Raw genomic sequence first — 14,842 nt, 5'->3', positions numbered from 1 at the left:
GCTGGCAAGCCAGCGCCCACATGAGCCTTGTGGGAACTGGTTTGCCGGCGATCGGGGCGACACGGTTTCCCGGTTGCGCCCACAGCCTCACTCCATCTCGATGATCACTTGCTCCTGCCACATCTGCGGCAGTTTCTTCGAGGTGGCTTCCCAGGCCGCGGCATCCTTGATCGGCTGAGCGGCCTTGTACTGCTCATTGGGCAGCAGCTTGGCCTGTACATCGGCGGGCAGTTTCAGGTGCTCGGCACGAATCGGCCGGGCGTTGCCGCGGGCGAGGTTGGTTTGCCCGGCATCGCTGAAAATGTATTCGCGGGTCAGTTTGGCGGCATTGGGGTTCTTGGCGTACTTGTTGATGATGGTGGTGTAGCCCGAGATCACCGAGCCATCTGCCGGGATCAAGACCTCAAAGCGCTTCGGATCGATCTGTTCGCGGTAGCTCAGGCCGTTGAAGTCCCAGACCACGCCCACTTCCACTTCACCCTTTTCCAGGGTCTGGATGGTGGGGTTGGCCAGCGACAGACGCTTCTGCTGCGCCAGCTTGGTGAACAGTTGCAGGCCCGGCTCGAGATTCTTCTCGTCACCCTTGTAAGCGATGGCGGCAGCCAGTACACCGTTGGCCGCCTGGGCGGCGGTGCCAACATCACCGATCGCGACCTTGTACTTGCCCTTTTCCAGGTCATGCCAGGTTTTTGGCATGTCGGCTTCCTTCACCAACTGTTTGTTGATGATGAAGGCGATGGTGCCGGTATAGGCCAGCGCCCAATGGCCATCCTTGTCCTTGGCCCACGCAGGCACTTGATCCCAGGTGCTGGGCTTGTAGGGTTGGGTCACGCCTTTGGCTGCGGCAATCGGGCCGAAGGCGGCGCCAACGTCGCCGATATCAGCGCTGGCGTTGTCTTTCTCTGCCTCGAACTTGGCCACCTCCTGAGCCGAACTCATGTCGGTATCCATATGCTTGAGGCCATACTTGCTGGCCAGGTCTTCCCAGGTTCCTTTCCAGTTGGCCCAGGCGTCGGGCATGCCGACGCTGTTGACCGCGCCCTCTTTACGGGCAGCGTCCTCCAGGGCTTTCAGGTCGGTACCGGCGGCCATCGCCGAGGTGCACAGGGCAATGGTAGAACCTAACAGTGACGCCAGGAAAAGCTGTTTCATCCGAAGCTCCTTATTGGGTGCCTTGCAAAACGCATGGGGTGTTGGACGTTGTTGCGATTCGGTTGGTCTAGGTCAGCAATACCTGAGCCAAGGTAGGCCGGGTGCATGACATTTTGATGTCGATGCGGGTTGTTCCGGCATGGCAGCTGGCTCTGAAAATACAGCGTAGACCAGATTCAAGTGCTTGATCCGCAACGCCTGAAGGCCTTGTTCGAGAGGGTTTTGATGACCGTTGAGCGGTAATGTCATCTGGCGTTCATCTGCATTGCCTAGTCTTGAAGTATTCCCGTGCGCCCCTTTCTGAGCGTTTTACTGCTCAGTATTGGCGCTGGACTAGTCCAGATAGGTAACCTTTGATGCGTCCACTGCCACCACGCGCAGTAACAGCCATATGCCAGGCGTTGCAGGAACAGATCGAGCACGGCCTGCTGGCCGCCGGTTGCAAGTTACCGGCCGAGCGCAAGCTCAGCGAAGTGTTCGACACGACGCGTATTACCCTGCGTGAAGCGCTGGTGCAGCTTGAAGCCCTTGGAGTGATCTACCGTGAGGAGCGTCGTGGCTGGTTCGTTGCACCCGAGCGATTGACCTATGACCTGATCGAGCGTAGCCACTTTCACGCCATGGTGCGCGCCCAGGGACGGGTGCCGGCTACCGAGTTGTTGTCGGCACGTCTGCAACCTGCGCCCGCCGCGATTTGTGCGCGCTTGCAACTGTCGCCGCTGTCCAGCGTGATTCAGATCTGTCGGTTACGGCGTATCGACGGGCGTGCGGTGCTGTATGCCGAGCACTACCTGAACCCTGAGTACTTTCCGGATATCCTCAGCTTCGACCTGGGCCAGTCATTGACTGAGTTGTACGCCGAGCACTACGGGATCCAGTACGGCCGGGTGTGTTTTGAAATTCTGCCTACGGCATTGCCCGTCGCCGCGGGTATGGCCCTGAAAGTATCGTCGGGCAGCCCCGGGCTGCAGATCACTCGGGTCAACAGCGATCAGCACGGGCGCTTGATCGACTGCGACCTGGAGTATTGGCGGCATGATGCGATTCGCATTCGAGCCGATGCCGGTTAAGCGTTGTTGCCCTCGGCGCCGCCACCGGCGGTGATCACCTGCACCGACAGGCGCGGAGTGGCCAGGTCCAGGCCGGCTTCATCGAGCTCGCGCTTGAGCGCCAGGTTGAACGCCCTTGAAACCTCCCACTGTTTGATCGGTGCGGTCTTGAACCGCGCCCGCAGGATGGCCGAGCCAGACTCGAAGCTCTCCACGCCTTGCAACTCCAGCGGTGACCAGATGCTGCGGCGTTGCAGCGGGTCGTTGCGCAGCTTCTGGCCAACATCGCGAACCAGGCTGATGGCCTGATCGATGTTCATGCTGTGGGGAATGGCGATGCGGAAGATCGCGTAACCAAACTCCCGCGAGTAGTTCTTGATACTTTTGATCTCGCTGAACGGGATGGTATGGACGATACCGTCGATATCGCGCAGGCGTACGGTACGGATAGTCAGGCCTTCGACGGTTCCCAGGTGGCCGCCGACATCGACATAGTCGTCAATGGCCAGGGAGTCCTCGATGATGATGAACAGGCCGGTGATCAAATCGGCCACCAGCGACTGCGCGCCGAAACCGATCGCCAGGCCGATGACCCCTGCACCCGCCAGCAGCGGCGTGACGTTCATGCCCATGTTGGCCAGGGCGACGATCACCGCAATGATGAAAATGGCCACGAACAGCACGTTGCGGATCAGCGGCATCATGGTTTGTGCACGGGCATTGGCCGCGCCTTTGCGTGAGCGCGTCAGGGCATGGTGCACGGCGGTATCGCTGAGTATCCACACCAGCCACGCGGCGAGCAGCGTGCCGCCCAGGCCAAGCAGGCGCATGGCAGCGTCATGGCCGTCGCCCTCGGCGAAACCGATCAGCGAGAAGCCCCAGACCCGAAGCCCCAATTCGATGAACAGCAGCCAGATCGTCAGGTGTACCAAGGTGTAGCCAAAACTTTTGAGCCGCTCGTAGTAGAGCGGTTGGCGGCGGTTGCTCCGGTGCGGTTTTGCAGCATGGCGACGGACCAGGCCGTTTATCACCATGCACAGCACCAGCAGTACGGCGCACATCAGCGATTGGCGCAGTGCGGTGCTGGTGTCGCCTGCTGAAATAAACGTGGCAAACAATGAGATGGCCACCAGCACCAACGCCGGCAGGTACCAGAAACTGCCGAGAATCTCGATGGTGTCGCTCAGGGCACGGCGTGTCAGGCGACGCGACAGCGGTTGGTTGCGGATCAGGTGAGCGATAGGGCGCCGGAAACGCAGGATGAACAGCCCGCTGGAAAGGGCTGCCAGCACATTCGCCAGCGTTGCCAGGCTATGCGCCAGGTGTGTGCCCAGCGCAGTCGCCAGGCGCGGATCGTTCATCGCCTCACCGAACGCGGCAAAACTGCCGATCAGCCACAGCGGGCGGAACGCGCGGCGCCGTAAAATGTGCAGCGCATGATGGCGGTGCGGGCCGTCGAGCAGGGAAAAGGCAATCACGCAAATGGCCGAGAAACAAGTGCCGACCACCAGTGCGTAGGCCAGCACCATGGCCATTGACTTGCCCAGTGACGAGGGCAGGGCAAAACTCAGGTACAGGGTGATGATCAGCGCCACCAGCCAAGGGCCAAGCTTACGCAAGGCGAAGCGCACCATGTCCCAGGTTTTGGGGTGATGGGGGAGTTCCTCGGTCAGGCCGAAGCGTAGCCGCACCCGATGCCCGACCCAGATAAAACCGTAAGCCAACAGGCTCCAGAGGGCGATGACCGCGGCAAAGCCGAACAGTATGGCGGGCAACTCTTTCACTGGCACCATCAGGGCGGCCAGCTCCTCCTGAGCCTGGTCCAGCTCCTGCGACCACCGCGTGAAGGGGCTGGCATCACCACTGAACTGCTTCTCGAGGCTGGCCACGGTGTTGCCAATCACCCCCAGTACGCCTTGCTCTACCGACGGCTGCGCCTGTTTGGTGCTGTCGCGCAGCTTCTTCAGATCGGCCAGCAAACTGGCACGTTGCTGATCGTTTTCCAGGCGCTTGATGACCTCGTCCAGGGACTGGCTCAGCGGCTCGGTGGCTTCGGGCTGGGCTTTGCTACTGCCGAGCAAACCCGGCAAACCTGCTGCCTGTGCCAGGCTGACGGGCGCCAGCAGTATCAGAAACAGCGCGAAAAAACGGAAAAAGGCAGGCACTGGCAAATCGACCTCAGGCAATCAATCGCCCGAGTGTAGTGTATTTGTCAGTTCAGTTTCTCAAGGATCTTCCAGGCCATGATGCCAATCATGCCCAAGGTTCCGATCCACATCATCAGCACCCCGATATTGCGCTCACGCATGTTGAAACCGACGGTCAACAGGATCAGGCCGGCGATCACCGGGAGGAACATCATCTGGAACTCTGACATGCGCAAGAACCTTCTCAAAGCGTGGAATTTCATGGGGCAAGCATAGGCCGGAATCGCTGGGCCGGGGTTGATGGAGGTCAGCGTGGGCACGGCCCGTGCTGATTCTAACAGCAGAGAAATTTCCTACATCGATATCAGATCGCGTCTGATACAGCGCCCAAGGCTTCCTGCCGACTGGTTAAAAGCGTCATGAGCGATCGATGAATCTCCCCGGCACGGACATGCAGCAACAGCTGCGTGTCGTTAACCTTTGAATGGATGTCGCGAATGATAAATATCAAGAAAGTGTTGTTGGGTTCTTTTGTGGTGTTGGGGTGTACGGTGGGTGGGGCGGTACAAGCGGCCAATCTGGCGACTGTGACAGTTGTAAATGAAACCAGTGCAGAAGCTGTGTACGGCTATGAGTATTTTTTTGGAAGTGTTAATCCCCTGCCGACAAATATATTACAAAACTCCAGTATTAGGTTTGTTCATACCAGTGGAAGTGATATTGCGTCCGGTATGCGATTTACTTACGCAGTGGGCTCGAAAAAATGCCGGTTCTCGGCATCGCACCTGGTTGAAATGCATCTGGGTGGATACCTGCCTAGCTGGAAGAAGGATGCAGTGTCTATTGGTTCGAGCCCTGCAACCTGTACCGCAACACTGGTGGGTGCAGATTCCAATCTACCCTTCAATTACACCGTGAAGTTCTCTATTAAGTAATCGTTCAGCGAGGCACTTGAATAAGTGCCTCGTTGTATTGGAGCGGTTGGAGGGATTAGTATGAAAATAGGCACAATTCCATCATCGGTAGCTATTGTTAGAGCACCACCAAAACCAGCACCCACAGAAGACCTTTCAACCTCAAATACGAAGGAGAGCGTGAGCCTCTCGGCGGAGGGGTTGAAGTTGAGCGCCAACATGGCGCAGGTCGATCGCCAGAATGATCAAGCCAGGGATAAATACGAAAGAATTTACGGTGCCCATGGCCTTGGTAAAACGGCCTTTTTACGGGTAAGGATGTATGGCGCAGAGGCTTTCAAACAGGCCGAGGTGTCGGCAGATTGTTCGCCTGAGCAACTGTCTCGAAAGCAGAGGTCTTTTGATTTTCTGCTGTCCATTCATGAGGGAAAGGGTAAGCCGTCTAACCCGTTTGCAGGGCTGTCCCGTCCGGAACTTGCGGCGATCGTGGAGTACGAAAGCGGTGAGTATACGGATGAAGAGCGTTATGTGGCGCTTCATGCCAAAAGTGACTTGGATTTCGAATATTTTCAGGCTTCAACCAGCTTTATTTTTCCAGGAGGCGATGCTCGCCCTTTTTATCGCAGTTACATAGAGTTTCTGGACAACCTCAGCCCTGTAGAGCGTTTGCGATATCCGGCGGGTGATCGCGAGAAAGTTGAACGCTTTCTTGCTCAGGAAGAACAACGCCTCGGCAAACTCCCCGCCGAGTTCTCCATCTGGGAACTTATGGCGCAGGGTTGATGTGTTTCAGTGGTTGGCCCGGCAAAAGGCAGCATCGCAGGCAAGCCTTGCTACCACAGAAAATGCAGTGTTCTGCGTAGTTCCCTGTGGGAGTAGGCTTGCCTACGATGGGATCAACGGCCTGCCAGCCAGTGCGCGATACGCACATCGCCGGCAAAGCTTGATCCCACACGGCCCGGTTCAAATACTCAGCAAGGCCTGCTTCTGCAGGCCGGGTGTTACGGCAGGTCGCGGCTGCGGTAGAACGCCGTCAGTACTTTCACCAGATGCGCCAGGTCATTGCTGCCGCACAGCTCGCGAATGGAGTGCATGGCAAAGGTCGGCAGGCCGATGTCGACGGTACGCACGCCCAGGTGGCTGGCGGTGATCGGGCCGATGGTCGAGCCGCAACCCATGTCGCTGCGTACCACGAAGCTCTGCACCGGCACTTCCTCGGCCATGCACAGATGGCGGAAGAAACCCGCGGTTTCGCTGTTGGTGGCGTAACGCTGGTTGTTGTTGACCTTGATCACAGGGCCGGCGTTGAGCTTGGGGCCGTGGTTGCCGTCATGCTTGTCGGCGTAGTTCGGATGAACGCCGTGGGCGTTGTCGGCCGAGACCAGCAGCGAGCGCTGAATGGTCCGGACGAAATCATCGCCGTCAGGCAGCAGGCGGCGCAGGGTTTGTTCCAGCATCGGGCCATCGGCACCACAGGCCGAGGAAGAGCCGACTTCCTCGTGGTCATTGCACACCAGCACACAGGTTTCGTCACTGTCGGCGGCGAGCAGGGCTTGCAGGCCGGCGTAGCAGGACAGCAGGTTGTCCAGCCGCGCCCCGGCGATAAAGTCGCCGTTCAGGCCAACCAGCGCGGCGGTCTGGGTGTCGTAGAAGCTCAGTTCGTAGTCCAGCACCACGTCGGCGTTCAGGCCGTGCTCACGCGCCAGTTGATCGGTGAGCAGGGCGCGGAAGTCAACGCGCTCATCGCCGGCCACCTGCGCCAAAATAGGCGGCAGCTCGGTCTGGGCGTTGATTGCCCAGCCCTCATTGGCGGCGCGGTTGAGGTGGATCGCCAGGTTGGGAATCACCGCAATCGGCAGCTTGAAGTCGATCAGTTGGCTTTCAACCTTGCCGTCACGGCGGAAGGTTACCCGCCCGGCCAGGGACAGGTCGCGGTCGAACCACGGCGCCAGCAGCGCGCCGCCGTAAACTTCCACGCCCAATTGCAAGAAGCCCAGGCGTTGCAGTTCCGGCTGTGGCTTAACCCGCAGGCACGGGCTGTCGGTATGGGCGCCGACCAGACGGATACCGTCGATCAAGGGCGAGTGTCGACCGAGCTTGAACGCGATGATCGAGGAGTCGTTTCGGGTCAGGTAGTAGCGGCCGCCAGCGGTGGTGGCCCAACTGTCGCGCTCGTCAAGGCGCTGGAAACCCGCCGCTTCAAGGCGTAAAGCAAGGCCGGTGGTGGCATGGAACGGCGTGGGGGAGGCCTTCAGAAAATCGATCAGGCCTTGATTCAGAGCATCGCGCATAAGTCACTCCAGACAGCAGTGGCGCGAGTTTAACGTATTGCTTGGGGATTGGGGCGGCCCGAATCGCCAGTAAGGTCGGCTCCAGCAAGGGGGCTGGAGCTGGCCTTGCCAGCGATAGAGGCGATGCAATCGATCAGAACGGCGCCGGGCACTCGAAGCGCAAACGCTCGCCGGTCACCGGATGGGTAAAACTCAGCATGCTTGCATGCAGGCACAGCCGTTCATGGGCCGCCAATGCTTCGGGGTTGGCGTACAGCCGATCGCCCAGCAGCGGATGGCCGATGGAGAGCATGTGCACGCGCAACTGATGCGAACGGCCGGTAATCGGCGTCAGCTCAACTCGGCAATGGTCACCGCAACGCTCGACGATACGCCAGAAGGTCAGTGCATGTTTGCCCTGTTCATGGTCCACCACATGGCGTGGCTTGGTTGGCGGGTCGTAGCGCAGGGGCAGGTCGATACTGCCGCTGTCCAGTTCCGGTTGCCCCCAGCACAGTGCGGTGTAGGCCTTCTCGGTTTCCCGGTCATGGAACTGTCGGGACAGCTCGCGGTGGCTGTCGGCATCACGTGCCAGCAGGATGATCCCGGAGGTTTCCCAGTCCAGGCGATGGACGATACGGGCTTCCGGGTAGCCGTTTTCCTGCAGGCGGGTAATCAGGCAGTCGCGGTTGTCCTCGGCGCGGCCCGGGACGGACAGCAGCAGGGTCGGTTTATTGACCACCAGGACAGCGGCATCCTGGTGCAGGATGTGGACGTTGGACAGCGGCATTGCGTGCTCTCTGTAAACACCAACGGCGACCGTCGAGCCCTCGCAGTGCGAAGGCCCGGCGGCCGCCGTGGTGGCTTGCCCGGCTGTCTGTTAGCGGTCGGGCAGGGTGATGTTGAGTTCCAGGATCGAGCAGCTGCCCTGGTTTTCCAGAGCGACCTGCACATCATCGTTGCCGATGTTGACGTACTTGCGGATCACCTCCACTAGCTCCTTCTGCAAGGCTGGCAGGTAGTCCGGGGTACTGCGCTGACCGCGCTCGTGCGCCACGATGATCTGTAGACGCTCTTTCGCAACCGAGGCGGTACTTACTTTTTTGCTGGCACGAAAGAAGTCAAAAAGGTTCATTGATTAGTTGCCTCCAAACAGGCGCTCGAAGAATCCCTTCTTCTGTACATCGAGGAAACGATGCTCCACGGTTTTGCCCAGCAAGCGGTCAACGGTATCGCTGTACGCCTGGCCAGCGTCGCTCTGGTCATCGAGGATGACGGGAACGCCCTGGTTGGATGCCTTGAGCACCGCCTGGGATTCAGGGATAACGCCCAGCAGCGCCACGGCGAGAATTTCCTTCACGTCTTCAACGCCGAGCATTTCGCCCTTGCTCACGCGCTCTGGATGGTAGCGGGTGATCAGCAGGTGTTCCTTGATTGGGTCTTCGCCGTTTTCGGCGCGGCGCGACTTGCTCGCCAACAGGCCGAGCATACGGTCGGAGTCACGTACCGAGGAGACTTCCGGGTTGGTCACGACGATCGCTTCATCCGCGAAGTACATGGCCAGGTGGGCACCTTTCTCGATACCGGCCGGCGAGTCGCATACCACGTAGTCGAACGAGTCCTTGAGTTCCATCAGGACTTTTTCGACGCCTTCCTGGGTCAGCGCGTCCTTGTCACGGGTCTGGCTGGCAGCCAGTACGTACAGGTTTTCAAGGCGCTTGTCTTTGATCAGGGCTTGTTGCAGGTTGGCTTCGCCGTTCACGACGTTGACGAAGTCATACACCACGCGGCGCTCACAGCCCATGATCAGGTCAAGATTACGCAGGCCAACGTCGAAGTCGACGATGACTGTCTTGTGGCCACGCAGAGCGAGGCCGGTACCGATAGCGGCGCTGGTGGTGGTCTTACCCACACCACCCTTGCCGGATGTAACCACGAGAATCTTGGCCAAGGTGTATCACCCCTAAAGAAAAAAGGACGTTCAGTCCCAAAAAATACAAAACGGCAACGTCGAAAAAAGTTGCGCGGAAAATGGCGGCAGTATCCGTTAAAGACGGGTGATGTTCAACACGTCGCCGGACAGGCTGACCTGTACCCCGGCCCCCCACAGCGGATCGCGGCGCAGGTCTTCGGAGACCTTGTATTGCCCGGCGATCGAGACCAGTTCAGCGGTCATTTGCTGGCAGAAAATCCGTGCCTTGGTGTTCCCCTTGATCCCTGCCAGGGCGCGTCCACGCATTGCCCCGTACACATGGATATTACCGTCGGCAAGAAGTTCCGCCCCCGGGCTGACCGATGAAATCACCACCAGGTCGCCGCCCTGAGCATAGATCTGTTGGCCGCCGCGTACAGGCGAAGTGATGATTTTGGTCGGTTTTACCGCAGGTTCTGCCGGTGGTTCGGGCTTTTTCTTCTCGACCACCGGCTCTGGCAGCTCCACGGGCCGCTCACGGGCGCCGGAAGGCGGCAGCACGGGCAGGTCGATGGCTATCGCGGCAGCAATGTCCTCGATACGGCTGGCGCGAATCGCCAGGGTGCGCAGGCCGTGCTGACGGCAGACGCGCATCAGCCCCGGCAGGTCTACGGCGCCCTCGCTGGCGGGCAACTTGTCCAGGGCCAGTACCAGCGGCGTATTGCTGAAGAAATTGGGGGCCTGGGCAACCTTGGCGGCCAATTGCCGATCCAGGCCCTCAAGGTTGTTTTGCGCAAGCTCAAGCACAGTAATGGCGAGCATGCTGCCCTTGAGCTGGAACACGGGTTCTTGGTCGGGCGTCTGAGTTTGGCTCATGGTCTGCATCGGGCGACTTGTTACGAAAAAGTGCCCAGACTTATAACGAGATCGTTCGTTAGCCGCAACCCGCACCGAACCGTTGTAGAATGCGCGGCCTTTGTCTTTCCGGAATCTTGAATGGATCGCCCGCGTTTTCGTCCGTATTTTTTGCACCCGCGCTTCTGGCCTTTGTGGCTGGGCCTGGGCCTGCTCTGGTTGATCGTACAGTTGCCTTACCGGGTATTGCTGGCTATCGGCCGTGGCCTCGGGCTGGCCATGTACCGCGTCGCTGGCGAGCGTCGGCGTATTGCCGCACGCAATCTCGAGTTGTGTTTCCCCGAGCTGTCGTCCGACGAGCGGACTCGCCTGCTCAAGGAAAATTTCGCCTCCACCGGTATCGCATTCTTCGAGATGGCCATGAGCTGGTGGTGGCCAAAAGCCCGCCTGGCACGCCTGGCGCACATCGAAGGGCTGGAACACCTGCAGGCCGCGCAGCGTGATGGCCAGGGCGCCATCCTGATGGCGTTGCATTTCACCACGCTGGAGATCGGTGCGGCCTTGCTTGGCCAGAAACACACCATCGACGGCATGTACCGCGAACACAAGAACCCGCTGTTCGACTTTGTTCAGCGCCAGGGGCGCGAGCGGCACAACCTCGACTCGCTGGCGGTGGAGCGTGAAGACGTGCGCGGCATGCTCAAACTGCTGCGTGCCGGCCGGGCGATCTGGTACGCGCCAGACCAGGACTACGGCGCCAAGCAGAGCCTGTTTGTGCCGCTGTTCGGCATTCAGGCTGCGACCGTGACGGCAACCACCAAGTTCGCCCGCCTGGGCAAGGCCAGGGTGATCCCCTTTACCCAGCAGCGCCTGGCCGATGGTAGCGGCTACCGGTTGGTGATCCATCCGCCGCTGGCTGACTTCCCTGGTGAGACCGAAGAAGCCGATTGCCTGCGCATCAACCAGTGGGTTGAGGCCTCGGTCCGTGAATGCCCTGAGCAGTATCTCTGGGCGCATCGACGCTTCAAATCGCGGCCACCAGGGGCGCCGAAGCTTTACGAAAAACGGCGTTAGTCCATATACGGACTTTCCAGCGAGTTCTCAGGGAGCAACAGCATGGCAGCAGCAGAACCGGTCACCGGTCTGATCCTTTCCGGCGGCGGGGCCCGTGCCGCTTATCAAGTCGGGGTGCTGGCCGGGATTGCCGATCTATTGCCAGCGGGTGCTGCCAATCCCTTCCCGGTGATTGTCGGTACCTCGGCCGGCGCCATCAATGCCGTCACCCTGGCCAGCGGCGCCATGCAGTTTTCCGAGACGATTCACAAGCTCACCGAGCTTTGGCAAGGCTTTCGCAGCAGTCAGGTGCTGCGCAGTGATTGGCCAGGCGTGGTGCGCCAGGCTGCGCGCTTTGTCTTTCACAGCCTGTTGGGGCTGGGTAGGCCAGTACCGGTTGCGTTGCTCGACAGCTCCCCGTTGCGCGGTCTGCTCAATACGCATTTGAACCTGAATGGCATTACCACGGCGATCGAGCAAAAACACCTGCACGCCGTGGCGGTGACCGCCTTCGGTTACGAGTCGGGGCAGGCCGTGACCTTCTATCAGGGGCGTGGTGCTATCGACCCTTGGTTGCGCCACCGACGCATCGGCATGCCCACGCGCTTGACCATCGAGCACCTGCTGGCCAGCTCGGCGATCCCCTTGCTTTTTGCGCCGGTCATGTTGGGCCAGGAGTTCTATGGTGATGGTGCGGTGCGCCAGTCGGCGCCGATCAGCCCGGCGCTGCACCTGGGCGCGAACCGGGTACTGGTGGTCGGGGTCAGTGGTAACCCCCAGCAGCCATCGGTACCTCACCCGCATCAGCGCAGCTTCAGAGGCCAGCACCCGAGCTTGGCGCAAATTGGCGGGCACATGCTCAACAGTACCTTCATTGACAGCCTGGAAGACGACCTGGAGTTACTGCAGCGGCTTAACCACCTGAGCCACCTGTTGCCGTCCGAGCGACGCCCCAAGCACTTGGGGTTGACGCCAGTGGAAGTGCTGGTGGTCGCGCCCAGCCAGCCGCTGGATGAAATCGCAGCCCGTCACCGGCGCGAGTTGCCAGCGGCTTTGCGCCTGTTCCTGCGTGGGCCGGGGGCGACCAGGACCAGCGGCGCCGGAGTGCTCAGCTACCTGCTGTTCGAGGCCAGCTACTGCAGTGAGCTGATTGAACTGGGGCGGCGCGATGCCCTGGCCAAGCGTTCGCAGCTCAGCCGGTTTCTCGGGCTCTGATCACTCATTGATCTGCAGTTGCCGTGCTGCCGTGTAAACGTAGCGCACCTTCTCATATTCGAATGGCGAGTTCGTCTGGCCATAGCGGAAGCTGGTGGTGTAGCGCTTGTCGACCGCGCGTAGTACGACCAGTTCCGGGTGATTGCTGCTGACCTCGGCAACGTTGAGGAAGTTGATCTGCGTCTCGCCGCTATAGTCCACCACCAGTCCGCCGGTATCACGCAGGTTGGACGGGCCGAGGATCGGTAGCATCAGGTAGGGGCCTTCGGGCACACCATAGAAGCCCAGTGTCTGGCCGAAGTCTTCGCTTTGGTGCGGAATGCCCATTTTGGTGGCCGGATCCCACAACCCTGCGACTCCAATCGTGGTGTTCAGCAACAGGCGCGCGGTGACCTCCATCGAGCGCTTGCCCTTGAGCTGCAACAGGCTGTTGAACAGGTTAGGTACATCGCCCAGGTTGCTGAAGAAGTTGCTTACGCCGCTACGGACGAAGCCCGGCGTAATCGCCTGATAGCCATTGACCACGGGCAGGAACACCCACTGATCGAAGCGGTAGTTGAAGTGGTACACCCGGCGATTCCAGGACTCCCATGGGTCGTAGACGTTCAGGGCGGTGAGCGTCGAACGCTCAAATTCGCGCTGGTCCAGGCCTGGGTTGAACTTCAGGGTCTTGAGCGGCTGGGTAAAACCATCCGCGTCCGCCGTACGCGTCTGGTTCGAAGGGCCGTCGGCCTGGGCCAGGCCTGCGGTGAACAGCGCCGATAGGAATAGAAGTTTTTTAACCACGGAAAAACTCCAGCATGGCGTCGCTGTTGACGCGGTAATTGATGTTGCCGCAATGGCCTCCATGTGGGTAAAGCGTCAGGCGGTCACCAAAGGTGCTACGCAGAAAACCGATATCGCCGGGGCCGAGGATCACGTCGTCGGCGTTGTGCATCACGGCGATTTTCGAACTGCCCTTGAGGTAGTCCTTCAAGGCATACAGGCTGACCTGATCGATCAGTTGCAGCAGGCTGCCACCGTCGGTACGGGCACGCCACATCGGGATGACCTGCTCAGTCAGGTAGCAGTCGAAGTCGCACTGCAGGGCGCGCTTGAAGAAGAGCGTCAGGCTACTGCCTTCGGTGATCGGGTACTTGGGCGGGGTGATCAGGCCGCGGCGGTTGATCAGGTCCGAAGTGAAGGCAATATCGGCCGCGGAAAATCGGAACGAGGTACCAATCACCATGGCCATCTGCTCGTTGGACAAATGCTGGCGCGACTGCTGGAAGTCGTAGAGCAAGGCATCGTTGAGGTCGATGTAGCCCTTTTGCTGGAAGTAACGGGTCAGCTTGCCCAGCACCAGCTCGTAGAACGTGGTGCTGTTGTTGATGCCCTTGACCTGCGTCTGCACCAACTTGTCGAGGTTGCTGACGGAGGTATAGAGGTTCACGGGTGGGTTGAGCAGCAGTACGCGCTTGAAGTTGAAACTGCGTCGGGTCTCATCCAGATGGCTGACAAACGCCGCATCCAGGGCGCCGAGGCTGTAGCCGGTGAGGTAGAAGTCGGTAATGGGCAAATGTGAGTGCTGAGCCCTTACTGCTTGCATCACCCGGTACATGTCTTCGGCGTCGTCCTTGGAAACCCCGGGGGTGGCGAAGCGCGAAGCCGAGGTCATGAAGTCGAAACTCGTGGGCGACGACAACTGCACTACATGGTAACCGGCCTTGTAGTAGAGCTTCTTCAGGTACTCGTTGAGGCTGCTGTTGTAAGGCGCACCGGTACCGGCAATGAGGAAAATCAGCGGTGCGGGGTGGTCCTGACGGGCCATTCGATAGCGCAGTTTTTTCACGGGCCAAAAATTGTCGGGCAGGCTGAACGCCCGCTCAGGCCTGAGATTCAGGCTGTAATCGGACTGACGGATATCCTCATCACTGGGCAGCTCCGGGCGCAGCTCGGGCGGGGTCGAGGCGATAGTCGCTTCAAAGGGATTGGTCAGTGGGTAACCGTAGCTGGCGGCATCGATATCGGCCGCCAAGGCGCACGCACTCAGCAGGAGGCCACCCAACAAAGTGGCAAGGTGCAGTGATCGAAGCATGACGAGTCCCCGGAAAATACAAGCGAAATGCGCAGGTTAGGACAACCCTGAGGCTGGCAAAGTTGCCAAGCGGTGTTGCATTCATCGCAGCCGATAGTGCCGTTGCGGCATCTGTTGCTGCAACAACAGGTTTGATTGGTCATACGGGTAAAGTAGCCCAGGCTGGCGCTTTCGCCTTGCATAGACCGTTTGGACGAT

General features: G+C 59.7%; 15 protein-coding genes. 5 read left to right on the top strand and 10 right to left on the bottom strand.

The genetic code is table 11. The features are described 5' to 3' along the window. Nucleotides 1–87: 87 nt before the first annotated feature. A complete protein-coding gene (locus ACZ9H3_RS09570; RefSeq protein ID WP_065760418.1) occupies nt 88–1,152 on the bottom strand; it encodes an ABC transporter substrate-binding protein in 1,065 nt (354 codons plus the stop codon). A 356-nt stretch (nt 1,153–1,508) separates the two neighbouring features. Here ACZ9H3_RS09570 and phnR point away from each other — a divergent pair, with 356 nt between their 5' ends. Then, entirely contained in the window at nt 1,509–2,222 is a 714-nt protein-coding gene (gene phnR, locus ACZ9H3_RS09565) for a phosphonate utilization transcriptional regulator PhnR (RefSeq protein ID WP_099775534.1), read from the top strand. Here phnR and ACZ9H3_RS09560 read toward each other — a convergent pair. Then, nucleotides 2,219–4,372, bottom strand: coding sequence for a mechanosensitive ion channel family protein (locus ACZ9H3_RS09560; protein WP_476222741.1), 2,154 nt, complete (start codon nt 4,370–4,372; stop codon nt 2,219–2,221). The genes phnR and ACZ9H3_RS09560 overlap by 4 nt on opposite strands. A 41-nt stretch (nt 4,373–4,413) precedes the next feature. Further along, nucleotides 4,414–4,578, bottom strand: a complete 165-nt coding sequence (locus ACZ9H3_RS09555; protein WP_167524074.1) for a hypothetical protein — start codon at nt 4,576–4,578, stop codon at nt 4,414–4,416. Between the two features lie 267 nt (nt 4,579–4,845). On the opposite strand from ACZ9H3_RS09555, the gene ACZ9H3_RS09550 reads away from it, so the two are divergent. Together ACZ9H3_RS09550 and ACZ9H3_RS09545 are read left to right on the top strand one after the other, a co-directional pair. Then, on the top strand, nt 4,846–5,283 hold the full coding sequence (locus ACZ9H3_RS09550; protein ID WP_157767158.1) for a hypothetical protein: 438 nt from the start codon (nt 4,846–4,848) through the stop codon (nt 5,281–5,283). A gap of 60 nt (nt 5,284–5,343) precedes the next feature. Continuing rightward, nucleotides 5,344–6,045 (top strand): hypothetical protein, encoded by a 702-nt coding sequence (locus ACZ9H3_RS09545; protein ID WP_476220534.1) that lies wholly within the window; start codon nt 5,344–5,346, stop codon nt 6,043–6,045. A 218-nt stretch (nt 6,046–6,263) separates the two neighbouring features. Here ACZ9H3_RS09545 and ACZ9H3_RS09540 read toward each other — a convergent pair whose 3' ends face one another. The 5 genes from ACZ9H3_RS09540 to minC all read right to left on the bottom strand — a co-directional run bounded on the left by ACZ9H3_RS09540 (nt 6,264) and on the right by minC (nt 10,320). After that, the gene (locus ACZ9H3_RS09540) at nt 6,264–7,553 is read right to left on the bottom strand and encodes a M18 family aminopeptidase (RefSeq protein WP_476220532.1); all 1,290 of its coding nucleotides are present in this window, start codon (nt 7,551–7,553) and stop codon (nt 6,264–6,266) included. Between the two features lie 133 nt (nt 7,554–7,686). After that, a complete protein-coding gene (locus tag ACZ9H3_RS09535; protein ID WP_065760413.1) occupies nt 7,687–8,322 on the bottom strand; it encodes an RluA family pseudouridine synthase in 636 nt (211 codons plus the stop codon). Nucleotides 8,323–8,412: 90 nt separating this feature from the next. Next, nucleotides 8,413–8,667, bottom strand: a complete 255-nt coding sequence (minE, locus tag ACZ9H3_RS09530) for a cell division topological specificity factor MinE (protein ID WP_065760412.1) — start codon at nt 8,665–8,667, stop codon at nt 8,413–8,415. 3 nt (nt 8,668–8,670) lie between these two features. Next, nucleotides 8,671–9,483: a septum site-determining protein MinD gene (gene minD, locus ACZ9H3_RS09525; protein ID WP_065760411.1), complete on the bottom strand. Its 813-nt coding sequence runs from the start codon at nt 9,481–9,483 to the stop codon at nt 8,671–8,673. A gap of 96 nt (nt 9,484–9,579) precedes the next feature. Further along, a complete protein-coding gene (minC, locus tag ACZ9H3_RS09520) occupies nt 9,580–10,320 on the bottom strand; it encodes a septum site-determining protein MinC (protein WP_065760424.1) in 741 nt (246 codons plus the stop codon). Between the two features lie 120 nt (nt 10,321–10,440). On the opposite strand from minC, the gene ACZ9H3_RS09515 reads away from it, so the two are divergent. Both ACZ9H3_RS09515 and ACZ9H3_RS09510 read left to right on the top strand, forming a co-directional pair. Beyond that, complete coding sequence (locus ACZ9H3_RS09515; RefSeq protein ID WP_099775532.1) at nt 10,441–11,373, top strand: lipid A biosynthesis lauroyl acyltransferase; 933 nt, start codon at nt 10,441–10,443, stop codon at nt 11,371–11,373. Nucleotides 11,374–11,415: 42 nt separating this feature from the next. Then, nucleotides 11,416–12,567 (top strand): patatin-like phospholipase family protein, encoded by a 1,152-nt coding sequence (locus tag ACZ9H3_RS09510; protein WP_330522854.1) that lies wholly within the window; start codon nt 11,416–11,418, stop codon nt 12,565–12,567. On the opposite strand, the gene ACZ9H3_RS09505 is transcribed toward ACZ9H3_RS09510, so the two are convergent. Together ACZ9H3_RS09505 and ACZ9H3_RS09500 are read right to left on the bottom strand one after the other, a co-directional pair. Further along, nucleotides 12,568–13,353, bottom strand: a complete 786-nt coding sequence (locus tag ACZ9H3_RS09505; RefSeq protein ID WP_065760408.1) for an MlaA family lipoprotein — start codon at nt 13,351–13,353, stop codon at nt 12,568–12,570. Beyond that, nucleotides 13,346–14,644, bottom strand: coding sequence for a serine/threonine protein kinase (locus ACZ9H3_RS09500; protein ID WP_065760407.1), 1,299 nt, complete (start codon nt 14,642–14,644; stop codon nt 13,346–13,348). The genes ACZ9H3_RS09505 and ACZ9H3_RS09500 overlap by 8 nt, the downstream gene beginning before the upstream one ends. Between the last annotated feature and the right edge of the window lie 198 nt (nt 14,645–14,842).

The sequence above is a fragment of the Pseudomonas sp. TE3910 genome, assembly GCF_056279025.1.
The sequence above is the reverse complement of the archived record's forward strand: the minus strand, read 5'-3'. Positions and strand labels throughout refer to the sequence as shown.

Excerpts from the sequence above, each read along its gene's own strand:
- ACZ9H3_RS09500 (WP_065760407.1), bottom strand. The coding sequence starts at position 14,644 with ATGCTTCGATCACTGCACCTTGCCACTTTGTTGGGTGGCCTCCTGCTG.
- minC (WP_065760424.1), bottom strand. The coding sequence starts at position 10,320 with ATGAGCCAAACTCAGACGCCCGACCAAGAACCCGTGTTCCAGCTCAAG.
- ACZ9H3_RS09570 (WP_065760418.1), bottom strand. The coding sequence starts at position 1,152 with ATGAAACAGCTTTTCCTGGCGTCACTGTTAGGTTCTACCATTGCCCTG.
- phnR (WP_099775534.1), top strand. The coding sequence starts at position 1,509 with ATGCGTCCACTGCCACCACGCGCAGTAACAGCCATATGCCAGGCGTTG.
- ACZ9H3_RS09515 (WP_099775532.1), top strand. The coding sequence starts at position 10,441 with ATGGATCGCCCGCGTTTTCGTCCGTATTTTTTGCACCCGCGCTTCTGG.
- ACZ9H3_RS09550 (WP_157767158.1), top strand. The coding sequence starts at position 4,846 with ATGATAAATATCAAGAAAGTGTTGTTGGGTTCTTTTGTGGTGTTGGGG.
- ACZ9H3_RS09540 (WP_476220532.1), bottom strand. The coding sequence starts at position 7,553 with ATGCGCGATGCTCTGAATCAAGGCCTGATCGATTTTCTGAAGGCCTCC.
- ACZ9H3_RS09555 (WP_167524074.1), bottom strand. The coding sequence starts at position 4,578 with ATGTCAGAGTTCCAGATGATGTTCCTCCCGGTGATCGCCGGCCTGATC.
- ACZ9H3_RS09535 (WP_065760413.1), bottom strand. The coding sequence starts at position 8,322 with ATGCCGCTGTCCAACGTCCACATCCTGCACCAGGATGCCGCTGTCCTG.
- ACZ9H3_RS09510 (WP_330522854.1), top strand. The coding sequence starts at position 11,416 with ATGGCAGCAGCAGAACCGGTCACCGGTCTGATCCTTTCCGGCGGCGGG.
- ACZ9H3_RS09545 (WP_476220534.1), top strand. The coding sequence starts at position 5,344 with ATGAAAATAGGCACAATTCCATCATCGGTAGCTATTGTTAGAGCACCA.
- minE (WP_065760412.1), bottom strand. The coding sequence starts at position 8,667 with ATGAACCTTTTTGACTTCTTTCGTGCCAGCAAAAAAGTAAGTACCGCC.